Here is a 24,522-nt window from a genome sequence, read left to right on the forward strand (position 1 = left end):
GGTTTTCATTGGTGCAGAGACCCGGCTCAACAACAAATGAAGTTCGGCGTGTATCCCATGGAGGTGGCCGTCGCGACTTGGCCAAATCCGTCTTCCCGCTGATACAACGCGCCCACTGGACAACCTGTCCACTGCGTTCGCAGGGATGCCCCCTATGATCAACGGACGCAGCCCGCTTCACGCTGGCAGCTCGCTTTTCGGGCGCTTTGTGCCCACTGTTCCATCACACCCAACCTGACACCATGGCCCAGCTCAAATCCAAGTGGACCGACTCGATCTACTCCCGCGTCAAGGTACTCAACCACTCCAAGGGCCTGCGCCTGGAGCGCTTCACCAGTGAAGAACTGGACCAAATTGCCGACTGCGACGATGTGCTCGAACTGACGCTGGACCGCAGCAAGATGAAAGAGCCCTTGGACTTGGCGCGCATCGCCCACATCACCAGCCTGCGCAAGCTGGAGCTGGAGGGGCTGAAGTTCACCAACCTCCAGGCGCTGCGGACACTGCCCCGCCTGGGGACGCTGATCATCGACAACTGCCGGTTCTCAGACTTTGATGCACTCAACGGCTTCAAGGTGTTGAGCCACCTGTTTCTGTGGCACAACAAGCTGACAGCGTTTCCGGCGGGGCTGGACCTGCCGCAATTCAAGGCCCTGTTCATATCGGACAACCTCATCTCAGACCTGGGCTTTGTGCAAAGCTACCCCGGCCTGGCCACGCTGCAGCTCAAGCGCAACCAGATCACCGATCTGTCCCCGTTGGCCGCATGCCCGGCCGTGGTGGACCTGGACGTGCAGGAAAATCCCGTCACCAGCCTGGCACCGCTAGCGGGCAGAAAATTCACCAGCTTTTACGCAGACCCACAGCACCGCGAAGAGCAGATCGCCCTGCGGCTTAAGCAGGATGAATGGCCCAGGGGGGAGCCCGTCGCAGAAGACCTTAAGGCAACGCGCCACGTGGCCGACCTGATGGCGAAAAATGATTGGCCAGCGCTCTACGCCATCACCGATTTGGCGCTGCTGGGCCGGGCCTTCGCCAGCTTATTGAATCGGCGTGGTGACGCAGCGACACTGCGCGGTGCACTGGCGCACCCGGCGGAGGGCGCATTCCACGCCATGGTCGCCAACGGCCTGCGCCCAGACCAAGCGATGTCGGACTTGCTGGTGCACGTGCTCTGTGGATACGGCGAGCGCACCATCGCGCCGATGACCGAGTGCTTTTACACAGCGCTGGCACGGCCCACCTACCAGGAGGATTTCTACGTCGGCAAGATGGAGTCCGAGCACGAGATCATCATGTGCGTCCTGTCGGGTATCGCCAGCCCGGCCTGCACCGAGCTGTTCCTCGCCTTCTTCAACGAGCGCGAGGGCTTCTCTGAGAACTATCTGTACCTCTGCAAGCACCTGCTCGACGTGGTGGGCAAGACCCAGTCTGCGCAGTTGGTGGAGCCCATCATCGACCTGCTGCGCTTTGAGCAGAAAATCATCGGCGGCGACCCCGCGTTCATGAAAAAGATCTTCAAGGCCATTGGCCAACTGGGCCGCAAGGCCGATGCCGCCGCGTTGGCCAGCCGCTTCAATGCGGCCGCTGAAGAAAGACCGGATGTGCTGCTGGCGTATGAAGCCACGCTGGCGCGTTTGGAGAAAAAGAAAGCCTGAGACGTTCAGAGCGGCGGGGATGGCATGGGCCCGGCAAGCTGCGGGGCTCCGCCCCACGCCCTCCAGCCTTGAGGAAGCCAAAGCAGCGATCAAAATCGCTCTCATTTCAATAGCTGCTAGCGCTTAGCCATCAAGCGCTAGAGCCATTTTTTCTTCAAATTTAAGGCTCTAACCCAATCACGCAGCCCCGCGCCACACCTGCGCGTCCGTGATCGCCGCCACGTCCACCCGCACAGGCAAGATGCCGTCGCGCGCGGATCGGTCGGCCACCGTTTGCAGGGCCGTGACGTCGGCCTGCGTCACTGGCCGCGCCGCGATGGCGGCGCGGCCGGTGATGGTGCGAGCAGCCTCGATAGGCAGGCGGGTGAGCTGGGTGTAGACCTGGGGAAGAACCTGTTCAAAGTCTTTCTGGAGTTGCACAAGTGTCTGGCCGGGATGGGATGCAAGGCGCAGCGCGCGGCCAATAGCCCGTGCTATTGGCAAGCGGTGCAACGCCGCAGACCGCCCGGCCAGACACTTGCCCGAAGGGTTGGAGTGAAATCGAGCGATTGGACGCCCCGGCTGCTTGCATGGGCACGAGCCCATGCGGCGCACCCGAAGCATCCACTCATCCCGATTGCACTCCAATGCAATCTCCAAAAAGACTTTGAACAGGTTCTGAGCCTCGCGGTTGGCCAGGGCCCACTCGCCTGCGCGGGCCAGGCGGTCGAGGTACTGCACGATGGCAGCGCGTTTGGCGGGGTCGGCCAGAGCGGTGTCGGTGGCGGTGATGAAGCCCAGCGCGGTGTTGATGCCGCGCCCGTCGCGCAGGATGCGGCCGCCTTGTTGCAGGGCGATGGTGTAGTACGGGTCGAAGATGGCCCAGGCGTCGATTTGCCTGGAGGCAAAGGCGGCGGCGGCATCGGTGGGCAGCACGAACTTGACGGTGACTTCTTCGCGCTTGACGCCCGCTTCTTCCAACGCGCCGTAGAGCTGGTATTGCGAGATGCTGCCGCGTGCGGACGAGACGATCACCGTCTTGCCCGTAGAACCTGTTCCAAGTCTTTTTGGAGATTGCATTGGAGTGCAATCGGGATGAGTGGATGCTTCGGGTGCGCCGCATGGGCTCGTGCCCATGCAAGCAGCCGGGGCGTCCAATCGCCCGATTTCACTCCAACCCTTCGGGCAAGTGTCTTGCCGGGCGGTCTGCGGCGTTGCACCGCTTGCCAATAGCACGGGCTATTGGCTGCACGCTGCGCCTAGCATCCCATCCCGGCAAGGCACTTGTGCAACTCCAAAAAGACTTGGAACAGGTTCTTAATCGGCCACGCTGCGCAGGGCCGAGTCGCCTTGCACCACGATGCCCAGCGAGTCGGGCTGGCCGACGCGGGTGGCCACGATCTTGAGCGGGGTCTTGCCCACGGCGGCGGCCAGCACGGGCAGGTCGCCCGCCATGGCGGTGTCTACCGCGCCGCTGCGGTGCGCTTCAAACAGCGGGGCTGCACCCTGAAAGTTGGCCCAGCGCCAGGCAAAGGACGCGCCGTCGAGCGTGCGCGATGCCTCGAACAGGGCGCGCAGGCCACCGGCTTGGTCGCCCAGCACCAGGGCGGCCTGGCCACTGGGTTGGGCGCTGGTTTGAGCCCAGGTGGCAGCGCCCGACAAGGTGCCTGCCATGCCCAGCGATGCGGCACCCATCTGCTGCAGCCAGCGGCGGCGGGTGCCGTGTGCGGGGTGGATCGGGGCGGTGGGAATCAACGGGCTCATAGCGTTTGCAGGTTCCGTGGGTTGCACGTCGGCAAGGGGATGCACGGGCATCACGCGGCCTTGCGTTCGGCGGGCTGGGCGGCGCGTGCGGCTTCGCGCTCGGCCACTTTGGCGCGCACCAGGGGCAGCAGGTCGCGGCCGTAGGCGATGGTGTCCAACAGCGGGTCAAAGCCCCGGATGAGGAAGGTGGTGATGCCCAGGTCGTAGTACTTGAGCAGGGCATTGGCCACTTGCTCAGGTGTGCCGACCAGCGAGGTGGTGTTGGAGCGTCCGCCGGTTTCGCGGGCAATGGCCGTCCACAGGTGTTCGTCCACGCGATCGCCCTTGGCGGCATCGGCCAGCAGACGGCGAGCGCCCTCACTTTGCTGGGGGCCGCCGCGTGCGTAGCCTTGGTCCACGCGCAGGCGGCGGGTTTCTTCAAGGATGCGGTAGGCGCGGGCCCAGGCTTCGTCTTCGGTGGCGCCCAGGATGGGGCGAAACGAGATGCTGAACTGCACGGTGCGGCCGTGGCGCGCGGCCTCGGCACGCACGCGGCGCACCAGGTCGCCCGCCTGCTCCAGCGATTCGCCCCACAGGGCGTACACATCGGCGTGCTTGCCCGCCACCTGCAAGGCGGGGGCGGATGCACCGCCAAAGTAGATGGGCACGTAGGGTGCCTGCACGGGCTTGACCTCGGACCACGCGCCTTTGACGCGGTAGTACGCGCCTTCGTGGTCAAAGGGTTTGTCAGCCGTCCACACCTGGCGCAGCAGGCCCAGGTACTCGTCGGTGCGGGCGTAGCGCTCGTCGTGGCCGACAAAGTCGCCATCGCGCTGCTGGTCTTCGTCCGACCCGCCGGTGATGTAGTGCACGGCCACGCGGCCGCCGGTGTAGTGGTCGAGCGTGGCGAGCTGGCGTGCGGCCAGCGTGGGCGCCACAAAGCCGGGGCGGTGGGCCAGCAGGAACTTGATTTTGTCGGTGACGGCAGCGGCGTAATTGACCGTGAGCAGCGTGTCAGGGCTGGAGGAGCTGGCGGGCACCAGAATGCGGTCAAAGCCTGCGTGCTCGTGCGCCTGCGCAAACACGCGCACGTAGGCTGGATCGACTGCCGGGCCTTTGCGGGTGATGGTTTCAGAGACTTCGTGCGGCTGGATCATGCCGATGAACTGGACGGACATAGCGGGCTCCTGGAACAGGGAAGAGGGGGAAAAGTTGCAGCCCATGATCTGCGCCCGCCCCGGCCACGCCAACGAAGAAAAACGTGTTTGTAAACTCTGGCTTTGCATACCTGGCCACCGCAAGGCAAGCACAGCACGCAAAACCCGCGAAAGCGGGGAAAGCGGCGAAAGGTGCTGATCGTGTGGTGGCGAGCCCAGGACATTGCAAGCGTGACTGCGCCGCACCGAGGCGCAACCACAGACGGACAGGACGAGCCCCCTCAACCAGCCAGGAGCCCCCGATGCCATCCACCCCCCAAGCCAGCGCCGCCACATTGGCCACCGAACGCGTGCTGCACGCCAGCCCGCGCAAGGTGTTTCAAGCGTTCAAACAACCCGAGCTACTGGCCCGCTGGTGGGGGCCTGCTGGCTTCAGCAATGCCTTTGAGCAGTTCGACTTCACGCCTGGAGGGCGGTGGGTGTTTGTGATGCACGGCCCGGACGGCAAGCACTACCCCAACGAGTGCGTTTTCCGGGCCATCGAGCCCGATGCACTGGTGGTGATTGAGCATGTGGTGGCCCCGCATTTCACGCTGACGGTGCAGCTGCGCCCGCAAGGTGAAAACCACACGCACCTGGCGTGGGCCCAAACGTTTGACAGTGCAGAGGTGGCCGCCCAGCTGCGCGACTTTGTGGTGCCTGCCAACGAACAGAACCTGGACCGGCTGCAAGTGGTGTTGCTCAGCCAGTCGCAACGGGCGTAGCCCGCACCGAGGAATAACGCCATGCTCTCCCATGTGTTCGTGGGTATTTCCGACTTTGCACGCGCCCTGGCGTTTTACCGGCCGGTGCTGGCAACGCTGGGCGCCCAAGAGCGCTTTTGCGATGCCGCGCGGCCCTGGGCGGGGTGGGAGTCCACGCCAGGGCCCCGGCCGCTGTTTGTGATTGCCCGCCCCTTCAACGGCGAAGTCCCCAGCCCAGGCAACGGCCAGATGGTGGCCTTTATGGCCGCCACACGAGGCGAGGTGGATGCCGCACACGCGCTGGCGCTCGCCCTGGGCGGCCAGTGCGAAGGCCGCCCGGGCCTGCGGCCCGAGTACCACGCGAATTACTACGGTGCGTACTTTCGGGACCCGGATGGCAACAAGCTGTGCGTGGCCTCGCATGGGGTGGCATAGCGCCAAGATATTTAACCCAAACGGCACCTAGCGCTCTATCCATAAGCGCTAGAAGCTATCAAATTGTGAGTAAACGGTGCACCACTGCACCACACACCCTAATGTGGAAAGCCACCCCGGCGCAGGCGCACGGGCTCGGCGTCCATGCGGCGGATGAGGGCTTCGAGGCCATCAGCTGCGGGCGGTGTGGATGCTACTGGCCGGGTGGGAGCCGCATTGGCGGGCCCAGCGGCACGGCAGACCAGGTCATCCTCCGACCACCCGCCCTGCCCTGGCAGCGCACGGGCGCGCAGCCAGCCGTTGCGGTCCGCCAGCATTTGCGCGCCACGTACGCCTTGCAGGCCCTGCTCACCATCGGCCACTTGCCCCAGCACCCAGGCCAGCACAGGCAGGGCATCGGGCTCTTGCACAGTGCATTCGGCGCGGTCGGCAGGGTCGGCAGCCGCCACCGCCTGGGCGGGCACCCACAGGGTGAGCAGGCGCGGGTCGTCCGGCGGCAGCGCGGCCGCTGTGCCGCCCAGCACCACGCGCAGGCGCTGGCCTTGCAGCTGGCGCACGCTGGTGGCCCCCGTATTGCGGCAGTGCACCCGTGCCTGTGGCATGCGCACGGGCTGGGCCCAGGCGCCGGTGTCGCGCAGCAGCTGGCCTGCCGCGTGGGCCTGCAGGTAGTCCAGCACCTGCCACACCTGCTCGTCGGCTAGGTCGGCAAAGGCGGGCATGGTCTGCACGCCCGCAGCGCTCTGCATGCCGTGGCGCACGCGCCAGAAGAGCTCGCCCTCCAGCCGCTTCCACAGCAACGATCCGTTCAGCGTGGGCGGCCACATGGGTAAGCCTGCGGCATCGGGCCCCTCGCCCTTGCCGTCAGCACCGTGGCAGCGCACGCACTGCTGCTGGTAGATGTGCGCCCCCTGCGTGATGGACTGCACCGTGAACCCCGTGGGCGAGCGGTGCCAACTGGTGGGCACAGCCGGGGCCTGCAGCAGGGCCAGCGCGGGCCAAGGAGCAGTCAAGGCGACCACCAACAAAGCCGGGGCCAAGGCCCAGCGCGCCCACCGCCAGCGCAGCGCCAACAGGGCCAGCACCCCCAAGCCGAGCACACCCGCCAGCAGCACTGTGGCCTGGCGGGCCAGCTGGGGTTCTTGCGCCAGCACCTCGGCCGCCAGGCGCTGCGCCCACGGCCACGCGGGCTGGCCGTGCACCTCGGGCAGCCAGCCCACGGCGTGCAGTGCTGCTTGCAGGGCTTGCTGGCTGCGCTGGGCCAGGGCCAGCAAGGCGTCCAACAGATCAGCGGGCAAGGTCCAGGCCATCATGCAGCGCCCACGCTGCGGCAAAGGGCTGTGGCAAAGTCAAACGCGGTCGTCACCAACTCGCGTCCAGCCCCAGCAGTGCCAGCGCCTGGTGCCGCAGCTCGGCCAGGCGCGGGTGGCCCCGGTGGCGCGGGTAGGGCAAGTCGTTCACCAGCACCTGCTGGATGGTGGCGGGCCGCTCCGACAGCACCACCACGCGCTGCGCCATGAACAGGGCTTCTTCCACATCGTGCGTGACCAGCAGGGCCGAAAAGCCGGTGCGCTGCCACAGGTCCACCAGCTCGGTCTGCATGGCCAGACGGGTGAGCGAGTCGAGCTTGCCCAGGGGTTCGTCCAGCACCAGCAGGCTGGGGTCGTTGACCAGGGCCCGTGCCAGCGCCACACGCTGCGCCATGCCGCCCGAGAGCTGGTGCGGAAAGGCCTTGCCAAAGGCCTCCAACCCCACCAGTTGCAGGGCCTGGTCCACGCGATGGCGATGGGTTTTGAGCAAGCCCCGCGCCTGCAGACCCAGGGCCACGTTGTCCCACACGGTGCGCCAGGGGAACAGCGTGGGGTCTTGGAACACCACGATGCGCGATGGGTCAGGCTGGGTGATGGGTGCGCCGTCTTGCAGCAGCTCGCCCGCCGTGGCGGGCTCCAGCCCCGCCACCAGCCGCAGCAGGGTGGATTTGCCGCAGCCGCTGGGGCCCAGCAGGGCCACAAACTCGCCGGGCTCAATGGTCAGGTCCAGCTCGTCAATCACCTGCAGGGCGCCGCCAGGCAGGTCAAACCAGTGGCTCACGTTGCGCACGTCGATGCGCGCGCCCGTGGAGGTGGCCGCCTTAGCTTCCGCAGCGGGGGCTGCAGGGACGTGGGTTGAGGTCACCATTTCACAATCCCCTTTTGCCAGGACAACACCCGGTCACGCAGCACAAACAGCAGCGAAATCACGCCCGAAAACAGCAGCGCCATGATGATGAGCGCGCCATACATGTTGGGGTAGCTGGCCCAGCCCTGCGCCCAGGTGAGGTACCAGCCCAGGCCCGATTTGACACCCAGCATCTCGGCCACCACCAGCGTGGAGAACGCCGCGCCCAAGCCCATGAACAGGCCCACAAACACCTGCGGCAGCGATGCCGGAATCGCCACGCGCAGCACAAGAAACCACTGCGATGCGCCCATGGTGCGTGCCACGTCGTAGTAGTTCTTGTGCACGCTGGCCACACCCGACCAGGTGAGGATGGCCACCGGAAAGGCCGTGCCCAGCGCAATCAGAAAGATGGCGGTGGACCAACTCGATGGGAAAAAGTAAAACGAGATGGGCAGCAGCGCCGTGGTGGGCACCGGGCCCAGCACCCGCAGCACGGGGTGAATCCAGTAATTGGCACGGCGCGACCAGCCCATGAGCACGCCCACCACAAAGCCCACGCTCGCGCCTATCGCAATGCCCAGCGCCAGCAGCTTGAGCGAGTTCCACGCGCTGTCGAGCAGCCGCGCCCAGTCGGTCACATACACCTCGGCCAGACTTTGCGGCGGGGCGAAGAAAGGCGGGGGCAGCGTGCCCAGCTTGGCGGTGTAGACCTCCCACACCGCCAGGCCTACGGCAATGGCCACCAGCCAGGGGCCTGCGCCGCGCAAGCGTGCGGCCTGGCGCCCGAGCAGTCCTGGCCAGGCCACCAGCAGCCACAGCACAGCGGCAACGCCCCAGGCGGCCACGGCAAATTCCTGCGTGTAGGCCCAGTCGCTAAAGCCCACGGGCAGGTTAGGCCAGAACCAAGTGATGGCGCCCAGCGCCGTCCAGCCCAGTGCGGCGAATAGGCCCACCCACCACAGGCGGGCGGAGGGTGCAGCCGCTACAGGCGCAGCCTTGGGCGTTCCGTGCGCGGAGGCAGGGAGGGATGGGCGTGCCAGCGGTGCAGAGGGACCTGAGGCGGAAGGAACCGCTACTGGCAGGCCCGTGGGTGTGAGGGTGGTGCTGTGTGCCATGGTGCAACTCCTGCGCGCGTTCAGGCCAGAACGTCCACCGTCACATGCTGCGCAAAGCGCGCGGCATCGGTGCTGGGCTTGAGCACGCCGACCAGCTTGAAGTCGCGGGCGTAGAACTCCACCTCTTTTTGCAGCGCCACGCCACTGGGGTGGTTGCGGTGCGTCAGGGTGCCCAGCACGGCGCGCAGGTCTTCCACCGGCACCTTGGAATAGGGGCTATAGATGCGCGCTGTTTCGTTGGGATAGTCGGCCACGAACTCCGAGCCCTGGTTGATGGCGCGCACCAGTGAAGCCACCAGAGGCTTGTCGGAGCGGATGAGCTTGCCACCCACGCCCACCACGCAGCAGGTCTTGGCCGCGTATTCGCCCGAGAGGTTGGTGGCCAGCTCCACCAGGCCCTTGGTGCGCCGCTCGATCAAAAACAGGTTGGGGTCGCCATCGGCAATGGCGTGGGCCTCGCCCTTTTCTACCGCCAGGCCCAGCATGTCGCCGGGGAACTGGCGCCAGCTCACGTCTTTTTCTGGGTCCAGCCCGGCCTTGGTCAGCAGCACCGCAAAGAAATTTTTGCCAGGGCTGTTGAGATCAGACACTGCAATCGTCTTGCCCTTGAGCTTGGCAATGCTGGTGATGCCCGCCGGGCTGTAGCCCACCAGGCGCGAGCAGCCGCCGTGGCTGCTGCCCACCAGCTTCACGTCCAGGCCCGACTCCAGCGGTTTGATCCAGCGGTGCACCATGCCCACGGCGGCATCGGCCTTGCCGGTGGCAATGGTTTCAAGCAACTGGTCGGTAGAGCCTGCAAAGTTCACCAGCTCGACCTTGAGCCCCTGCTTTTCAAAAAAGCCGCGCTCAATGGCCACGGGCACGGCAGACAGGCACACCGCGTTGGCGTTCCACGCCAGCGTGAGGGGGCGCAGTTTGCTGCCTTGGGCCAGCACACTGCTGCCCACCACGGCCGCTGCACCGGCCACCCCTGCGCGTGCTGCCGTGCGCAGCACGCGCCGCCGCGACCAACCACCCGATGCTGCTGTCCCTTGATCCTTGCCCATGCGAACCTCCTGTGAATGCGGTGAAACTGTTGAAGCCTGTGAAACGCCAAAGCAGGGATGAACCCGTGCCTATCGACCGTGGCGCTATTGCAAGGCCAACCCGCGCTCGGGAGAACGAACAAAATCACGCATCGATATGCAAAAGTTTCAGCAGCACAAAAGCCGCAAATGCGGTGCAATGCGAACATGAGCACAACCCCCACCCTCGCCCGCCTGCGCGAATTTGTGCAGGAGCTGGCCGCGCTGCTGCAGCGCAACCCCACCGAGCCCGATGTGCTGGAGCGCGGCGGCGCCCTGCTGGGCCGTCTGGTGGCGCACGACGACTGGCTGCCCGCCGCCTATGCCAAGCCGCACCCCGACCGCTACCAGCAGTACCTGTTGCACGCCGATGCGCTGGGGCGCTTTTCGGTCGTGAGCTTTGTGTGGGGGCCGGGCCAGTCCACCCCCATCCACGACCACACGGTGTGGGGCCTGATTGGCATGCTGCGCGGCGCAGAGGTGGCCCAGCACTACGCCAAAACCCCGGAAGGCCGCTGGGCCCCCGAAGGCGCGCCCACACGGCTGCTGCCGGGCCAGGTGGAGGCGGTGTCACCCCGCATTGGCGATGTGCACCGCGTGAGCAACGCACTGGCCAACCAGACGTCCATCAGCATCCATGTGTATGGCGCCAACATTGGCGCGGTGGAGCGGTCGGTGTACCTGGAAGACGGCACGCGCAAGCCCTTTGTCTCGGGCTACAGCAACACCGAGCTGCCCAACCTGTGGGACCTGTCGGCCGAGCGCAATGCCGCGCTGCGCGCAGCCACCGCAACGTCCCAGCCAGCCCCTTGAATCGCCCCAATCGCCCCCTCAGATTTCTTTGCCTCACCCCCATGACCCAAGCCCAGCCCCTATCGCAAGAAGCGCCCCATGTGCCCCTGAAGACCACCGCCGATGTGCGCAACGCCCTGCTGGCGCAGCAGGAGATTGCCCTGATCGACGTGCGCGAAGAACACCCCTTTGCCCAGGCCCACCCGCTGTTTGCCGCCAACTTCCCGGCAGGCAAGCTGGAGATCGAGGTCTACACCCGCATCCCCCGGCGCAGCACGGCCATCGTGGTGTATGACGATGGTGAAGGCCTTGCAGAACCGGCAGCACGCACTCTGCAGCGCCTGGGTTACACCGATGTGGCGCTGCTGGCCGGGGGCCTGCAAGGCTGGCGCGATGCCGGGGGCGAGGTCTTTATCGACGTGAACGTGCCCAGCAAATCGTTTGGCGAGCTGGTAGAGGCAGAGCGCCACACGCCCTCGCTGCCTGCGCAAGAAGTGAAGGCCCTCATCGACCAGAAGGCCGACGTGGTGGTGCTGGACGCGCGCCGGTTTGACGAGTACCAGACCATGAACATCCCCACCGGCGTGAGCGTGCCAGGGGCCGAGCTGGTGCTGCGCGCACGGGCGCTGGCACCCCGGCCTGAGACGCAGATCATCGTCAACTGCGCGGGCCGCACACGCAGCATCATCGGCACGCAGTCGCTCATCAACGCCGGGTTGCCCAACCCCATTGCGGCGCTGCGCAACGGCACCATTGGCTGGCTGCTGGCGGGCCAGGAGCTGGAACGCGGCGCCAGCCGCCGCTTTGACACCCAGCCCACGCACCACACACACGACACGCCCGAGCAGCGCGCCGCCGCAGCGCAAGGCGCCCGCCAAGTGGCCGACCGCGCCGCAGTGAAGCGCGCCCGCACCGAGCACCTGCACGCCTTTGCACAGCAGGCCGAGCGCACCACCTATTTGCTGGACGTGCGCACGCCCGAAGAATTCAACCGGGGCCATGTGCCGGGCTTTCGCAATGCGCCCGGCGGCCAGCTGGTGCAAGAGACCGACCACACCGCCCCCGTGCGTGGAGCCCGCCTGGTGCTGGTGGACGACGACGGTGTGCGCGCCAACATGAGTGCATCGTGGCTGGCGCAAATGGGCTGGGATGTGTGGGTGCTGGACGGCCTGCAGAGTGCCGACTTCCACGACACCCGCCCGGCACCCCAGCCCGTGCCTGAGCTGCTGGAGCCCGCGCAGTGGATCACCCCCGCCGACCTGGCAGAGCGCCTACAGCGGGAGGCCCCCGGCCAGACCGTGGTGCTAGACCTGACCACCAGCGCCAACTACACCTTGCGCCACATCCCCGGCGCGTGGTTTGTGGTGCGCTCGCAACTGGCGCAGGCCCTGCAAACCATTCCCAAAGCGCCGCACTATGTGCTGACCTGCGGCAGCAGCCTGCTGGCCCGCTACGCGGCGGTGGATGTGGCCCGCCTCACCGGCGCCACGGTGCAGGTGCTCGAAGGCGGCACCCTGGCCTGGATTGCCCAAGGCCTGCCACTGGAGCAAGGCGAAACCCACCTGGCCTCGCCCCGCATTGACCGCTACCGCCGCCCCTACGAAGGCACGGACAGCCCACGCGAGGCGATGCAGGCGTATCTGGACTGGGAGTTTGGACTGGTGGAACAACTGGGGCGTGACGGCACGCATGGGTTCCGGGTGATCTGAGCGATCGCCAGGATGGCCGGATGCCCTGCAGCGCCAGGGTGCTGGAAAGACAAAAGGCCCGGAGCTTTCACTCCGGGCCTTTTGTCTTTCAGCGGGGCATGGGGACGGTGCCCCCGCGCGAACTATGCGGCCACCGCCTCGGGCAAAGGGTCTGCCACCTTGCCCGGCTTTGCACGCGCAGCGGTGTAGCGGTTGACAGGCACGGGCAGGCCCAGGTTGCCCCGGAAGGTGGGGGCCGTGTACTCCTTGCGGTAAATGCCGCGCGCCTGCAGCACGGGCACCACCAGTTCGGCAAAGTCCTTGAGTGAGGTGTTGGGCAGGGCTTCGAAGAAGTTGAAGCCGTCGGCGCCGCCTTGCTCAAACCAGCGCTGGATCTCGTCGGCCACCTGCTCGGCCGTGCCCACAAACGTGCGCTTGGGGCGGGCGTGCCACAGGGCCACCTCGCGCAGCGTGAGGCCATGGGCCTTGGCGTGCTGCTTGATCTTGTCGCTGGCGCTTTGCTGGCTGTTGCGGCCCAAGTCGCCCAGGTCTGGGAAAGGCGCGTCCAGCGGGTATTTGGAAAAATCGTGGTCGTTGAACGGCCGGGCCAGGGCCGCAATGGCGTTCTCGATGGGCACCAGGGCGGCCAATGCTTCGTATTTGCGCTCGGCCTCTTCGGCAGTGCGGCCCACGATGGGACGGATGCCGGGCAGCAGGAACACCTTGGCTGGGTCGCGCCCCTCGGCGGCCACACGGGCCTTCACATCGCGGTAGTAAGCCTGGGCTTCTTCCAGCGTGTCGGCATGGAAGAAGATGGCATCGGCGCGCTGCGCGGCAAAGCGCTTGCCGTCTTCCGACGCACCGGCCTGGAAGATCACCGGTTGCCCCTGGCGGGAGCGACTGATGTTCAGCGGCCCTTCCACCGAAAAGAACTCGCCCTGGTGGTCCAGCCGGTGCAGCTTGGCGGGGTCGAGAAACTGGCCCGTGGCCTTGTCTCGCACCAGGGCATCGTCCTCCCACGAATCCCACAGGCCCTGGACCACGTCCAGGTGCTCTTGCGCCAGGCGGTAGCGCACGCCATGGTCGTAGTGCTCTTTGCGGCTGTAGTTGCGGGCGCTGCCGTCCAGCCACGAGGTCACCACGTTCCAGCCCGCACGCCCGCCGCTGATGTGGTCGAGCGACGCAAACTGGCGCGCCACCGTGAAGGGCTCGCTGTAGCTGGCCGTCACCGTGGCCACCAGCCCAATGTGCGAGGTGGCTCCGGCCAGGGCCGACAGGATGGTGAGGGGCTCAAAGCGATTGAGGTAATGCGGGCTGGAGCGCTCGGTGATGTGCACGCTGTCGGCCACAAACAGAAAGTCAAATCGCGCCTTCTCGGCCAGTTGCGCCTGCTCTTTGTAGAAGCCAAAGTTGACGCTGGCATCGACCACCGCGTTGGGATGGCGCCAGTCGCCCCAGCCCGCCCCCACGCCGTGCAAGACGAAGCCGAAGACCAGTTGGCGGGGATGGGATGAACGATTGGAAGCGGGGGACGATGGGGTTTGGGTCATGGTGCGGCCTGGGGCAGTGGTGAATGAAAACCAGCATCCGGCATACGTCGTCGCTGGTCGCACCAGCAGCTTAGGAAGGCCTGCCCGCAGCGCGAAGGAATCAAAACAGATATGGATATGCGGCGCCTCACCTGCCCAAGACGCCGCGCACGCCCCGTCACTCTGGCGTAGGCACATCCCGCACGGCACGCTCCACCGCCTCGCGGGTCAGCGTGGGGGCAAAGGTCTCGATGAAGCTGTAGGCATAGCCGCGCAGCCAGGTGCCCCGGCGCACGCCCAGGCGGGTGACGTTGACTTCGAACAGGTGGCGCGCATCGAGCATGCGCAGGTGTCGGTCGCGCTCGGGGTCTACCGCGATGGAGGCCACAATGCCCACGCCCATGCCCAACTCCACGTAGGTCTTGATCACATCGGCGTCCATGGCAGAGAGCACCACATCGGGCTTGAGCCCCTCGCGTGCAAAGGCTTCGTCGATGTGCGAGCGGCCGGTGTAGCCCAGCTCGTAAGTGATGATGGGGAAGGCCTGCAGCTGCTGCAGCGTGACGGGCCCCTGCACATCGAGCAGTGGGTGACCTGGAGGCACCACGATGCTGTGCGTCCAGCGGTAGCAAGGCAGGGTGACCAGGGCGTCGTAGTGCGACAGCGCCTCGGTGGCCACGCCAATGTCGGCCTCGCCGCTGAGCAGCATCTCGGCCACCTGCTTGGGCGAGCCCTGGTGCAGGTGCAACGACACCTGCGGGAACATGGCCCGAAAATCGCGCACCACATGGGGCAAGGCATAGCGCGCCTGCGAGTGCGTGGCCGCGATAGACAAGCGCCCTTCGTGGCTGGAGCTGTAGTCCTGCCCGGCACGCTTGAGGTTGTCGGCATCCTGCAGCAGGCGCTCCACAATCGGCAGCACCGCCTGGCCAGGGGGCGTGAGGCCCGTCAGCCGTTTGCCTGCGCGCACAAAAATCTCGACGCCCAGCTCTTCCTCCAGCTCACGGATCTGGCGGCTCACGCCAGGTTGGGAGGTGTAGAGCAAGGCGGCCACCTCGGTCAGGTTGAAGCCGCAACGCACGGCCTCGCGAACGGAACGCAATTGTTGGAAGTTCATTTTGGATTGTTCTCTCGCAAGGGGGGGTTCACAGTCAGCACTCGGCAAGGGCAGGTGGCGGTGGGCACGGCACACCGCCCCTGCAAGCCACGCAAGCCCTACATGCCGCGCCGCGTCAGGTCGGGCGCATAGCGGTCGGCCTGGATGTCGGGCGAAAGGCCGTGCGTCACCACCTCGTCGGTGATGGGCAGGAACTGCGCGTTCCACGCATCCCAGGCGGCACGCAGGCGCTCGAACACCTCGGGGTGCTTGCTGCGCAGGTTGGCGCGCTCGAGCGTGTCGTCCTCCACGTCAAACAGGAACTCGTTGTCGTTGATCTTGAGGTACTTGAAGCGCCCCTCGCGCACGGCGCGCTGGCGCTGCGACTTGTAGCGCCAGAACAGCGTGCGCGGATGCTCCGGTGCCTGGCCCTGCAGCACGGGCAGGATGTTTTCACCGTCAGGGGGGTAGGCCGGGTCGGGTTGCACACCGGCAGCGGCCAGCAGCGTGGGCAGCCAGTCCATGGTGGCGGTGACCTGCTCACTCACCTGGGGCTGCAGGCCCGCAGGCCAGCGCAGCAGCGTCGGCACGCGAATACCACCTTCGAGCAGCTCGGTCTTCTGGCCGGTGAAGGGCCAGGTCTTGGAAAAGCGCTCGCCCCCGTTGTCGCTGGTGAAGACGACGATGGTGTTGTCGTCAATGCCTTGCTCCTTGAGGGTCTGCACCACCTGGCCCACGGCGCGGTCGAGCGAACGCACCATCTTGGCGTAGGTCTGCAGGTTGCCACCGTCGTAGTGAAAGATGTCCTTGAGGTTGCGCGACACTTCTTCGTCCTCGGGCCCCACCCACGGCCAATGCGGCGCAGTGAAGTGCAGCGACAAGAAGAACGGCTTGCCCGTATCGCGCGCGCGCAGCCAGTCGGATGCCTCATCGGCCAGCAGCTGGGTGTAGTAGCCCACACGCTCCACCGGCACCTCGCCCTCGTACAGGTCGCGCGGCACCGCCTCGCCCACAGCGGGCTTGTGCGTGAAGTAGTCGATGGCACCACCGTAGTTGCCAAAGAAGCGGTTGTAGCCACTCTTGAGCGGGCCAAAGTTCGGCAGGTTGCCCAAGTGCCACTTGCCGATCAAGGCGGTCTCGTACCCCGCATCGCGCAGCAGCGAGGGCAGCGTGGGGTGCTCGGGCGGCAGGCCGTGCACGTTGGCCTTGCGCACCAGGGGTTCTTCCAGCCCGCCGCGCAGGCGGTACTGGTAGCGGCCGGTGATGAGCGCAAAACGCGTGGCCGAGCACACGGCCGAGTTGGCATAGGCCTGGGTAAAGCGCACCCCCTCGGCAGCCAGGGCGTCCAGGTGCGGGGTCGTGAAGTCGGTCTGGCCGTACACGCTCAGGTCGGCCCAGCCCAGGTCGTCGGCCAGCACAAAGATGATGTTGGGGCGCTGCGCCGCTGTGGCGGGTGTGGCAGGTGTGCCAGCGGTGGCCGGGGTGGAAACGGTGCTCATGCAGCCCCCTTGGCCTTGCCGGTGGCATCGGTCTCGGCCCATTGCTTGTCCAGCTTCAGGTCCTTGATGGCCTGCTGCACCAGTGCGGGCTGGAACCAGGCCTTCACATCAAAGCCCTGGCGAATCAGGCCGAGCTTGAGGCCGTCGTCCTGCACGCCCTGGTAGCCCGCAATGAAGCCGTCGTCCAGCAATGGCGAGAAACGGGCGCCCAGGCTATCGCCCGCCAGCTCTTCGCGGAAGGCCACCTCGGGGTTGCCGCTGTTGTCGGCATACAGCTTGATGAGTGCGTCGCGGTTTTTCTCTTGCGACGCCCACTGCGCGCCGCGCACCAGTTGGCGCACCAGGCGCTGGGCCAGTTGGGGCTGCTGGGCCAGGAAGTCATCCGTGGCCAAAATGCCGGCATTGATGGTGTAGGCGGGGCCACGGCCCTTGGTGCTCAGCGCAATGTTCACGCCCTTGTCCTTGAGCAGGAACAGGTCGGCGCCGCCAAAGGTGGCGTCAATTTGCCCGGCGACGACGGCGGCCTTGGAACTGGGCCAGTCCATGTTGATGAGCTTGACGTCTTTTTCCGTCAATCCAGCGCTGGCCAGCAGGTTGTCGAATGGGCGCTGGTAGGCCGTGCCCTTGAGCACGGTCACCTTCTTGCCCTTGAGGTCGGCCACGGTGTGGATGGACACGCCCGGTGCGGTGGCCAGGTAGCTGTTGCTGCCCCGGCCCGATGCGGTGATGAAGCGCGTTGGCAGGCCGCGTGCGCGGCCAATCACGGCGGCCAGGTCTCCCAGCGAGATCACATCCAGCTGCTTGGCAGACACCGCCTCGTGCACCGCCGGGCCCGCCCCGCGAAAAAAGTTCCACTCGACTTTGATGCCGTCTTTTTCAAACTCTTCTTCGAGCCACTTGTGGGCCTGCACCACGGCCAGCACGCTGCTGCCAGGCGATGGTTTGCCCGCCGTGCCCAAATCAGGCGAGCCAATGCGAATGACCTTGGCCGGGGTTTGCGCGCGCAGCACCATGGGCGCCGCCAGGGTGGCAACACCACTGGCCAACACGGCCCGGCGAGACCAAGCACGCGCCAGGGAAGGGGCAGAGGGGGAGGGATTTTTTTGTTGTGTCATACAAGGCCTTTTGGGCAGGGGGAAGAAAGCGAACAGATTCCGGCGCGCCATCAAATGGCAAATTGCCACTGCGCTGGCGGCGGCAGGTGCACATCGCGCTGCAAGGGGGGCTCGGCCAGGTCGGCGGCGGGGTGGGCGGCAAACTCGCGCATCACGCTGTCTTTGACGGTGGTGAAGGCATACGAGGTGCGCTCGCGCGGGTGGGGCAAGTCCACGGGCACCACGCGGCGGATGCGGCCAGGGCGTGGCTCCATCACCACCACGCGGCCGCCCAGGTACACGGCCTCTTCCACGTCGTGCGTCACCAAAATCATGGTGATGCCCTCTTGCTGCCAGATGCGGCGCAGCTCTTGCTGCAGGTGGGCGCGGGTCATGGCGTCGAGCGCGCCAAAGGGCTCGTCCAGCAGCAGGATGTCGGGCCGGTTGACCAGCGCACGCGCAATGGCCACGCGCTGCGACATGCCGCCCGAGAGCTGGTGCGGGTAGGCCTTCTCAAAGCCCTGCAAGCCCACCAGCTCGATGTGGTCGCGCACGGTGGCGCGCTGCTGCCCTTCGGTCAGGCCCGCGTTGAGCAGGCCCAGGGCCACGTTCTTCTCGACCGTGAGCCAGGGGAACAAACGGTGCTCCTGGAACACGATGCCCCGGTTCAAGCTGGTGCCGCTGATGCGCTGGCCGCTGAGCAGCAACTGCCCTTGGTAGTCGCCCTCCAGCCCCATGATGAGGCGCAGCAGCGTGGACTTGCCGCAGCCGCTGGAGCCGACGATGCTCACGAACTCGCCCGGCGCAATGGTCAGGTCGATGTTCTGCAGCACGGGCAGCGCTTCGCCCTTGACTTCGTACTGTTTGTTCAGGCCTTGTATGGCCAGGGTTGCGGCATGCGCCATGGTGGGTGCTTCCTCAGAAAAATGGGCAATGGACGGGCTCAGTACTGCGCCACGGTGCGCTCGCGCCAGGCCAGCAGGCGGCGCTCCAGGGCAGACAATGCGGCGTTCAGCACAAAGCCCACCAGGCCAATCACCGCCACGCCGAACAGCACCAGGTCCATCCAGAAGTGCTCACGCCCGTCGATCAGGGTGTTGCCGATGCCTTTGCCTGAGGCCAGCAGGTACTCGGCCCCCAGCGTGGCCAGCCAGGTGTAGATGAGTGAGAGCTGGAGGCCGGTGAACAGCGATGGCGCAGCGGCGGGCGCGATCACGCGGGTGAGCGTTTGCCACACGCTGAACTCGTACACCCGGGCCACCTCCAGGTACTCGCGCGGCACGCTGCGCAGGCCCTCAAAGGTGTTGAGCACCACCGGGAAGAACGCGGCCATGGCCACAAAGGCGATCTTGGCGGCGTCGCCCAGGCCGAACCACATGGAGAGCATCGGAATCCACGCGAACAGCGAGATCTGCTTGAGCGTGTGGAAGGTGGGGCCCACCAGCCGCTCGGCCCAGCGCGACCAGCCCAGCAAGGCCCCCACGGCCAGGCCAGCGGCCGAGCCGATCACAAAGCCCCAGCCCATGCGCCACAGGCTGGCCGACAAGGCCACCCACAGCTCGCCACTGCGCACTTGGCTCACCCCTCGATGCCACACAGCCCCGGGCGACACCAGCAGGGGCGATTCAGACCAGCCCGATTGCACCGCCGCCCACCACAGGGCCACGATGGCCGCAGGCAGCACCCAGCCGCGCAAGCGCTGCGGCACCTTCTGAAAAACGTTGGAGGAAGCCACAGAACCTAACGATGCAGGGGTTGAAGACGTCGGGAGGGAAGAGGTATCAGACATGGGCGCCCTTTGCTTTGTCACAGGCCGGGCTTGCGCCAGCGCAGCAGCCAGGTTTCGGTCGCGGCCAAGGCCCGGTCCAGCACAAAGCCGACGATGCCCACGGCCAGCACAGCAGCCAACACCACGTCCAGCTGGAACAGCTGGCGGCCATACACGATGAGAAAGCCAATGCCTTCGGACGACGCCAACAGCTCCACCACCACCAGCGCCAGCCAGGCGTGGGTGAGGCCATAGCGCACGCCGTTCCAGATGGGGGCCGTGGCGGCCGGGAAGACCACCTTGCGCAGCATTTGCCAGCGGGTGAAGCCATAGGCCTGCGCCACCTCCACCAGTTTTTGCGGCACGTTCTGGATGCCTTGGCAGGTGTTGATGGCCACCGGCACCAGCGCGGCCTTGGCGATGAGCAAGAACTTGAGCCCCTCGTCAATGCCCACCAGCAAAATCAGCAGCGGTAGCCAGCCAATCACCGGCACCTGGCTGAAGGCCTTGAACAGCGGAAACACGTAGTCGCGGAACGAGGGTGAGAGCCCCATGGCCACGCCCAGTGCCAGCCCGGCGCCCAACCCGATGCCAAAGCCCGTGAACACCCGCACCATGCTGATGCGCAGGTGGTCCCACAGCTCGCCGGTGGCGGCCAGGTCGAAGAAGGTTTTAAAGACGGCGGCCGGTGGCGGCAGCACCTGCTCTGGCACCCAGCCCAGCACGCTGGAGAGCTGCCACAGGGCCAGCACCGCCAGCGGAAACGGCCAGGCCCACAGCCAGGTCAAGCCGAGCCATGCCAGGCCAGGGCGCCCCGCCGCTTTGCCTGTGGCTCTGGCAGCCGGGGCCGATACAGCAGTGGCCGGCGCCTCCAATACAGCGGGGTGAAAAGGCATCTCTGCACATCCTTTCGCGTCAAGCCGGTAACCCCTGACGGCAGGGACCGGTCACATAACAACCAAAAGAAATGTAGAAGACGATCGATATAAAAATAAATGGTAATTTGCAATATGCTTTGACTTAGCTGTTTTGGGCGTGAGCTCGTGCCCCGTGGTTATGAGGAACGGCAAACGCCGGCGCCGCCAGCCCCTCAAAACCCCGATGCCGCCCCGTGGGCATCTGAGGGTTTGCGGGCTTGGCCGCCTCGCTTTATTGCAGCAACTCACCGCCTGCGGCATACACAGGCCAGTGCCCCTCCAGCTTCAGCTCTTTGAGGGCCGCCTGGAGGTAGCGGCGGTCAAACCAGGACTCGATCTCGGGCTTCTTGCGGATGAGCTTGAGCTTGTAGGCCTCGTCGGCCGCGTCCTTGTAGCGTGCGACCAGGAAAGGGTCGAGCAGCGGCGACAGACGCACTTTGAGTGGCTGGCCAATGAAATCCTCGCGCCACACCTTCTCGGGGTACTCCGCCTTGCCCCACAGGGCAAACAGGTCGGCACGGCGTGATTCATCCGAGTATTTGTGCGCATACCTGAGCACCGTGGTGACCACACGCTGCACCGCCTGGGGGTGGCGGGCGGCAAAGTCATCGGTCACCAACAGCACCGTCTGCCGGGTGTATTTGTACGAATCCGCCGAAGCCGACCAGACCACCTTGGCCAGGCCCTTGTCATGCAGGGCAAAGACGTTCACATAGCCAAAGGCGGCATCAATGTCTTTGGTGGCCAGGGCGGCGTCGGCACTGGGCAAGTCCAGGTTCACCAGCTTCACATCCCGTTCGCTCAAGCCCTTGTCGGCCAAAGCGCGCACGGCGGCCAGGTGCAGATTGGTGCCTTTGAAGACGGCCACCTTGCGGCCCTTGAGGTCTTCCAGCCGCTGGATGGGCGAATCGGGGGGCACCGCCAGATATAGGCCCGTGCGCACGCCGCTGCCGAGGATGATCTTGGTCTTCACATCGCTGGCACGGTGCACGACGGAGGGCAGGTCGCCCTGCCAGGCAAAGTCCAGTTGCTTGTTCACCAGCGCCTCGTTCACCGCGGGGCCTGCGCCTTTGAAGAAGATCCACTGCACCTTGATGCCGTCTTTCTTGAACTCCTCCTCCACCGCTCCATCGGTGTAGGCCAGCGCGGCCGATGTCCCGCCGTGGCGCACCGGGTCAGAACCCACACCGCCGGTAGCCACGCCAATGCGGATGGTTTGCAGCGTTGGCTGCGCTGGTGCCTGCGCATGCAGGCCAAGGGGAAGCCAAGGCAGCGCAGTGGCCAAAGTCAGGGCCAGCAGGGCCTGTAGGCGGCGAACGTTCACAAACATGGAGGCCTTTCTTTGAACAGGTTCTTGGAAGCCGGGGCAATGCACCCATGGCCCCGAGGTTGCACGGAGACCCGATTGGGACGGCGCCCGGCCACTGCGCCAACGAAGCATTCGTGCCATCCATCTGCCGCCATGAGTCGGTCATAAGCAAAGACACGAACCTCCATGCACTGCTGTGTTTGCCAACTATGCATATGCGAACTGCTTCGTTCGCTGGCGCAAAGCCCCTGCCTACAGTGATTGCACGCTGGTGGGCTCCACCAGGCGGCCCACACACAGCAACCCGGTGCAGAAAGGCAACCCATGTCCAAGCTCAACGACCTGAACCCCACGTACACCCGCTTCACGGTGGAGCCGTACACGCCCACCATTGGCGCCGTGATCCACGACCTGGACCTGACCCAGCCACTGGACGCCACGACGCAACAGGAACTGCGCGCTGCGCTGGCAGAGCACGAGGTGATCTTCTTTCGCAACCAGCAGCTCACCCCTGCGCAGCACATCGCCTTCACGCGCACCTTTGGCGGCGTGGCCGAGGTCAAGGCCTTCTTCCCGCGCCTGGAAAGCCACCCCGAGATCGAGATTGTGGAAAGCACGGCCGAGCGGCCCAAGGCCTCCAACAACTGGCACGCCGACATCACCTGGCGCGAGCAACCGCCGCTGGGCACCAGCCTGTACGCCCAGGTGATTCCGGCCACCGGCGGCGACACCCTGTGGGCGAGCCTCACGGCCGCCTACGCCAGCCTGCCAGCGCCTTTGCAGGCCTACCTGGAAACCCTCACGGCCGTGCACACCTGGGAGATCAGTGGCTGGACCGAATACCTGCTGCGCAAGGACGCCAGCGGCGAAGAGCTGAAAGCCGCCCGCGCCAAATACCCGCCGGTGGAGCACCCGGTGGTGCGCGTGCACCCGGTCACGGGCAAGAAGATTTTGTATGTGAACCCCACCTTCACCAGCCACATCAAGGGCCTGCACCGCACGCAAAGCGATGCCTTGCTGGCCCAGCTGTTTGAGCTGCCCAAGGTGCCCGAATTTCAGGCCCGCCTGCGCTGGCAAACGGGTACGCTGGCGGTGTGGGACAACCGATCCACCCAGCACTACGCGGTGGGTGACTTCTTCCCCCAGCACCGCAAGCTGCACCGCATCACTATCACCGAGTAGCCCCTGCAAATAGCCCCCTGAGTCGCCTGCGGCGCTTTCCCCCTTCGGGGGACGCACCTGGTGGCCCGGCGAAGCCGGTGCCACGGGTGCACTGGCACTTGCCGCGCCGGTTTCGCAGGCTGCGCGCTCGGTTCAAACCATCGACATCCCTATGACCCAACCCAACACTCCACGCAAACTGCGCCTCGGCGCTTTCATCATGGCCACCGGCCACCACATTGCGGCCTGGCGCCACCCCGGCGCGCAGGCCGATGCGGGCGTCAACATCGACCACTACATCGAGCTGGCGCAGACGGCAGAGCGCGGTCTGTTTGACCAGGTGTTTGTGGCAGACAGCCCGGGCATCCGCAACCATGGCGACCACGAATCGTTCAGCCGCCAGGGGCGCCTGTCGCACTTCGAGCCCGTCACGCTGTGGGCGGCGCTGTCGGCGGTCACCCAGCACATTGGGTTTGTCGCCACAGCGTCCACCACCTACGAAGACCCCTACCTGCTGGCGCGCAAGTTTGCCTCGCTCGACCACATCAGCAAGGGCCGCGCGGCCTGGAACGTGGTGACCACCAGCGCCGACAACGTGCACGGCAACTTTGGCCTGAACGCCCACCCCGACCCCGCGGTGCGCTACGAACGCGCCCACGAGTTTGTGGACGTAGTGAAGGGGCTGTGGGACAGCTTTGACGACGATGCCTTCCTGCGCGACAAAGCCAGCGGCGTGTACCTGGACCCGGACAAGGTGCACACCCTCAACCACATTGGCAAGCACCTGAAGGTGGAAGGCCCGCTGAACATCGAGCGCCCGCCCCAGGGCTATCCGGTGATCGTGCAGGCGGGCTCGTCCGAGGATGGCAAAGAGCTGGCAGCCGCCAGCGCCGAGGCCATCTTCACCGCCTGGACCAGCCTGGCCGAAGCCCAGGCCTTCTACCGCGACGTGAAGGGCCGCATGGCCAAGTACGGACGCAGGCCCGAAGAGCTGCTGGTGCTGCCCGGCATCTCCCCCGTCATTGGCCGCACCGAGGCCGAAGCCCAGGCCAAATGGGCCGAGCTGCAGGCGCTGATCCACCCCGCCGTGGGGCTGGCCACGCTGGCCCCCTTCTGGCCTGGCGAAGACCTGTCGAAGTGGGACCTGGACGCGCCGCCGCCCTACATCCCCGATCCGCCCAAGGGCATCAACAGCCGCGCCCAGGTGGTGCTGCAACTGGCGCGGCGCGAGGGCTACACCGTGCGCCAGCTGTACGAATACCTGGCCGGTGCGCGCGGCCACTGGGTGGTGGTGGGCACCCCGGCGCAGATTGCCGACCGCATGCAGGAATGGTTTGAAAACGGCGCCGCCGATGGCTTTAACGTGATGCCGCCCGTGCTGCCCCAGTCGCTCAACGAGTTTGTGGACCTGGTGGTGCCCGAGCTGCAGCGGCGCGGGCTGTTTCGCACCGCCTACGAGGGCAAGACGCTGCGCGAAAACCTGGGCCTGCAACGCCCCGCCAGCCGCTACGCACAGGCCCAGCGCAAGGCGGCGTGAATATCAAAAATGATAGCTTCTAGCGCTTACAGAATAAGCGCTAGAGCCTATTTTTTATTCAAAATCTGAGAGAACAGGCGC

General features: G+C 65.9%; 20 protein-coding genes and 2 pseudogenes. 7 read left to right on the top strand and 15 right to left on the bottom strand.

Annotated elements, in window-relative coordinates; all coding sequences use genetic code 11:
• Positions 1 to 242: 242 nt before the first annotated feature.
• Positions 243 to 1,658, top strand: a complete 1,416-nt coding sequence (locus tag CLU88_RS10360) for a leucine-rich repeat domain-containing protein (RefSeq protein WP_099656525.1) — start codon at positions 243 to 245, stop codon at positions 1,656 to 1,658.
• A gap of 660 nt (positions 1,659 to 2,318) precedes the next feature.
• Here the strand turns inward: CLU88_RS10360 and CLU88_RS10375 are convergent.
• From CLU88_RS10375 to CLU88_RS10390, 3 genes and pseudogenes are all read right to left on the bottom strand, one after another.
• Positions 2,319 to 2,681 (bottom strand): annotated as a pseudogene (locus CLU88_RS10375) (ABC transporter substrate-binding protein); the annotation flags it as partial.
• A gap of 276 nt (positions 2,682 to 2,957) precedes the next feature.
• A pseudogene (locus CLU88_RS10385) lies at positions 2,958 to 3,401 on the bottom strand (ABC transporter substrate-binding protein); the annotation flags it as partial.
• A gap of 50 nt (positions 3,402 to 3,451) precedes the next feature.
• The gene (locus tag CLU88_RS10390) at positions 3,452 to 4,558 is read right to left on the bottom strand and encodes an LLM class flavin-dependent oxidoreductase (protein ID WP_099658783.1); all 1,107 of its coding nucleotides are present in this window, start codon (positions 4,556 to 4,558) and stop codon (positions 3,452 to 3,454) included.
• Between the two features lie 281 nt (positions 4,559 to 4,839).
• Between CLU88_RS10390 and CLU88_RS10395 the strand changes: the two genes are divergently transcribed.
• Together CLU88_RS10395 and CLU88_RS10400 are read left to right on the top strand one after the other, a co-directional pair.
• Entirely contained in the window at positions 4,840 to 5,301 is a 462-nt protein-coding gene (locus CLU88_RS10395) for an SRPBCC domain-containing protein (protein ID WP_099656526.1), read from the top strand.
• A gap of 21 nt (positions 5,302 to 5,322) precedes the next feature.
• Positions 5,323 to 5,715, top strand: a complete 393-nt coding sequence (locus tag CLU88_RS10400; protein ID WP_099656527.1) for a VOC family protein — start codon at positions 5,323 to 5,325, stop codon at positions 5,713 to 5,715.
• Between the two features lie 98 nt (positions 5,716 to 5,813).
• Here the strand turns inward: CLU88_RS10400 and CLU88_RS10405 are convergent, their stop codons facing one another.
• Genes CLU88_RS10405 through CLU88_RS10420 form a run of 4 tightly spaced genes read right to left on the bottom strand, consistent with a single transcriptional unit; the run spans position 5,814 to position 10,033 of the window.
• Positions 5,814 to 7,025, bottom strand: coding sequence for a cytochrome c (locus CLU88_RS10405; protein ID WP_233205432.1), 1,212 nt, complete (start codon positions 7,023 to 7,025; stop codon positions 5,814 to 5,816).
• Between the two features lie 49 nt (positions 7,026 to 7,074).
• Positions 7,075 to 7,890, bottom strand: coding sequence for an ABC transporter ATP-binding protein (locus CLU88_RS10410; protein ID WP_199173439.1), 816 nt, complete (start codon positions 7,888 to 7,890; stop codon positions 7,075 to 7,077).
• Positions 7,884 to 8,987, bottom strand: a complete 1,104-nt coding sequence (locus tag CLU88_RS10415) for an ABC transporter permease (protein WP_099656528.1) — start codon at positions 8,985 to 8,987, stop codon at positions 7,884 to 7,886. The genes CLU88_RS10410 and CLU88_RS10415 overlap by 7 nt, the downstream gene beginning before the upstream one ends.
• Positions 8,988 to 9,007: 20 nt before the next feature.
• Positions 9,008 to 10,033 (bottom strand): ABC transporter substrate-binding protein, encoded by a 1,026-nt coding sequence (locus CLU88_RS10420; RefSeq protein ID WP_099656529.1) that lies wholly within the window; start codon positions 10,031 to 10,033, stop codon positions 9,008 to 9,010.
• Positions 10,034 to 10,219: 186 nt separating this feature from the next.
• Here CLU88_RS10420 and CLU88_RS10425 point away from each other — a divergent pair, with 186 nt between their 5' ends.
• Both CLU88_RS10425 and CLU88_RS10430 read left to right on the top strand, forming a co-directional pair.
• On the top strand, positions 10,220 to 10,864 hold the full coding sequence (locus tag CLU88_RS10425; RefSeq protein WP_099656530.1) for a cysteine dioxygenase: 645 nt from the start codon (positions 10,220 to 10,222) through the stop codon (positions 10,862 to 10,864).
• Positions 10,865 to 10,905: 41 nt separating this feature from the next.
• Positions 10,906 to 12,552, top strand: coding sequence for a rhodanese homology domain-containing protein (locus CLU88_RS10430; RefSeq protein ID WP_099656531.1), 1,647 nt, complete (start codon positions 10,906 to 10,908; stop codon positions 12,550 to 12,552).
• A gap of 122 nt (positions 12,553 to 12,674) precedes the next feature.
• Here CLU88_RS10430 and CLU88_RS10435 read toward each other — a convergent pair whose 3' ends face one another.
• The 8 genes from CLU88_RS10435 to CLU88_RS10470 all read right to left on the bottom strand — a co-directional run bounded on the left by CLU88_RS10435 (position 12,675) and on the right by CLU88_RS10470 (position 21,764).
• On the bottom strand, positions 12,675 to 14,081 hold the full coding sequence (locus CLU88_RS10435) for an LLM class flavin-dependent oxidoreductase (protein ID WP_099656532.1): 1,407 nt from the start codon (positions 14,079 to 14,081) through the stop codon (positions 12,675 to 12,677).
• A gap of 157 nt (positions 14,082 to 14,238) precedes the next feature.
• Positions 14,239 to 15,177 (bottom strand): CysB family HTH-type transcriptional regulator, encoded by a 939-nt coding sequence (locus CLU88_RS10440; RefSeq protein ID WP_099656533.1) that lies wholly within the window; start codon positions 15,175 to 15,177, stop codon positions 14,239 to 14,241.
• Between the two features lie 98 nt (positions 15,178 to 15,275).
• On the bottom strand, positions 15,276 to 16,655 hold the full coding sequence (locus CLU88_RS10445) for a sulfatase (RefSeq protein ID WP_099656534.1): 1,380 nt from the start codon (positions 16,653 to 16,655) through the stop codon (positions 15,276 to 15,278).
• Positions 16,652 to 17,770, bottom strand: a complete 1,119-nt coding sequence (locus tag CLU88_RS10450; RefSeq protein ID WP_233205433.1) for an ABC transporter substrate-binding protein — start codon at positions 17,768 to 17,770, stop codon at positions 16,652 to 16,654. The genes CLU88_RS10445 and CLU88_RS10450 overlap by 4 nt, the downstream gene beginning before the upstream one ends.
• 50 nt (positions 17,771 to 17,820) lie before the next feature.
• Complete coding sequence (locus tag CLU88_RS10455; RefSeq protein ID WP_099656535.1) at positions 17,821 to 18,654, bottom strand: ABC transporter ATP-binding protein; 834 nt, start codon at positions 18,652 to 18,654, stop codon at positions 17,821 to 17,823.
• 38 nt (positions 18,655 to 18,692) lie between these two features.
• Positions 18,693 to 19,538: an ABC transporter permease gene (locus CLU88_RS10460; RefSeq protein ID WP_099656536.1), complete on the bottom strand. Its 846-nt coding sequence runs from the start codon at positions 19,536 to 19,538 to the stop codon at positions 18,693 to 18,695.
• Between the two features lie 17 nt (positions 19,539 to 19,555).
• Positions 19,556 to 20,413 (bottom strand): ABC transporter permease, encoded by an 858-nt coding sequence (locus tag CLU88_RS10465; RefSeq protein ID WP_099656537.1) that lies wholly within the window; start codon positions 20,411 to 20,413, stop codon positions 19,556 to 19,558.
• Positions 20,414 to 20,666: 253 nt separating this feature from the next.
• Positions 20,667 to 21,764 (bottom strand): ABC transporter substrate-binding protein, encoded by a 1,098-nt coding sequence (locus CLU88_RS10470; RefSeq protein WP_099656538.1) that lies wholly within the window; start codon positions 21,762 to 21,764, stop codon positions 20,667 to 20,669.
• Between the two features lie 303 nt (positions 21,765 to 22,067).
• Here CLU88_RS10470 and CLU88_RS10475 point away from each other — a divergent pair, with 303 nt between their 5' ends.
• Together CLU88_RS10475 and CLU88_RS10480 are read left to right on the top strand one after the other, a co-directional pair.
• Positions 22,068 to 22,925 (top strand): TauD/TfdA family dioxygenase, encoded by an 858-nt coding sequence (locus CLU88_RS10475; protein ID WP_099656539.1) that lies wholly within the window; start codon positions 22,068 to 22,070, stop codon positions 22,923 to 22,925.
• A 151-nt stretch (positions 22,926 to 23,076) separates the two neighbouring features.
• A complete protein-coding gene (locus tag CLU88_RS10480) occupies positions 23,077 to 24,441 on the top strand; it encodes an LLM class flavin-dependent oxidoreductase (RefSeq protein WP_233205434.1) in 1,365 nt (454 codons plus the stop codon).
• The last annotated feature ends 81 nt before the right edge of the window (positions 24,442 to 24,522 follow it).

It is taken from the genome of Acidovorax sp. 56, assembly GCF_002749705.1.
GTDB lineage: Bacteria > Pseudomonadota > Gammaproteobacteria > Burkholderiales > Burkholderiaceae_C > Acidovorax.

What these genes read in the sequence shown, in the direction of transcription:
- CLU88_RS10360 (WP_099656525.1), top strand. Translation starts at nt 243, where the DNA reads ATGGCCCAGCTCAAATCCAAGTGGACCGACTCGATCTACTCCCGCGTC.
- CLU88_RS10390 (WP_099658783.1), bottom strand. Translation starts at nt 4,558, where the DNA reads ATGTCCGTCCAGTTCATCGGCATGATCCAGCCGCACGAAGTCTCTGAA.
- CLU88_RS10395 (WP_099656526.1), top strand. Translation starts at nt 4,840, where the DNA reads ATGCCATCCACCCCCCAAGCCAGCGCCGCCACATTGGCCACCGAACGC.
- CLU88_RS10400 (WP_099656527.1), top strand. Translation starts at nt 5,323, where the DNA reads ATGCTCTCCCATGTGTTCGTGGGTATTTCCGACTTTGCACGCGCCCTG.
- CLU88_RS10405 (WP_233205432.1), bottom strand. Translation starts at nt 7,025, where the DNA reads ATGATGGCCTGGACCTTGCCCGCTGATCTGTTGGACGCCTTGCTGGCC.
- CLU88_RS10410 (WP_199173439.1), bottom strand. Translation starts at nt 7,890, where the DNA reads ATGGTGACCTCAACCCACGTCCCTGCAGCCCCCGCTGCGGAAGCTAAG.
- CLU88_RS10415 (WP_099656528.1), bottom strand. Translation starts at nt 8,987, where the DNA reads ATGGCACACAGCACCACCCTCACACCCACGGGCCTGCCAGTAGCGGTT.
- CLU88_RS10420 (WP_099656529.1), bottom strand. Translation starts at nt 10,033, where the DNA reads ATGGGCAAGGATCAAGGGACAGCAGCATCGGGTGGTTGGTCGCGGCGG.
- CLU88_RS10425 (WP_099656530.1), top strand. Translation starts at nt 10,220, where the DNA reads ATGAGCACAACCCCCACCCTCGCCCGCCTGCGCGAATTTGTGCAGGAG.
- CLU88_RS10430 (WP_099656531.1), top strand. Translation starts at nt 10,906, where the DNA reads ATGACCCAAGCCCAGCCCCTATCGCAAGAAGCGCCCCATGTGCCCCTG.
- CLU88_RS10435 (WP_099656532.1), bottom strand. Translation starts at nt 14,081, where the DNA reads ATGACCCAAACCCCATCGTCCCCCGCTTCCAATCGTTCATCCCATCCC.
- CLU88_RS10440 (WP_099656533.1), bottom strand. Translation starts at nt 15,177, where the DNA reads ATGAACTTCCAACAATTGCGTTCCGTTCGCGAGGCCGTGCGTTGCGGC.
- CLU88_RS10445 (WP_099656534.1), bottom strand. Translation starts at nt 16,655, where the DNA reads ATGAGCACCGTTTCCACCCCGGCCACCGCTGGCACACCTGCCACACCC.
- CLU88_RS10450 (WP_233205433.1), bottom strand. Translation starts at nt 17,770, where the DNA reads ATGACACAACAAAAAAATCCCTCCCCCTCTGCCCCTTCCCTGGCGCGT.
- CLU88_RS10455 (WP_099656535.1), bottom strand. Translation starts at nt 18,654, where the DNA reads ATGGCGCATGCCGCAACCCTGGCCATACAAGGCCTGAACAAACAGTAC.
- CLU88_RS10460 (WP_099656536.1), bottom strand. Translation starts at nt 19,538, where the DNA reads ATGTCTGATACCTCTTCCCTCCCGACGTCTTCAACCCCTGCATCGTTA.
- CLU88_RS10465 (WP_099656537.1), bottom strand. Translation starts at nt 20,413, where the DNA reads ATGCCTTTTCACCCCGCTGTATTGGAGGCGCCGGCCACTGCTGTATCG.
- CLU88_RS10470 (WP_099656538.1), bottom strand. Translation starts at nt 21,764, where the DNA reads ATGTTTGTGAACGTTCGCCGCCTACAGGCCCTGCTGGCCCTGACTTTG.
- CLU88_RS10475 (WP_099656539.1), top strand. Translation starts at nt 22,068, where the DNA reads ATGTCCAAGCTCAACGACCTGAACCCCACGTACACCCGCTTCACGGTG.
- CLU88_RS10480 (WP_233205434.1), top strand. Translation starts at nt 23,077, where the DNA reads ATGACCCAACCCAACACTCCACGCAAACTGCGCCTCGGCGCTTTCATC.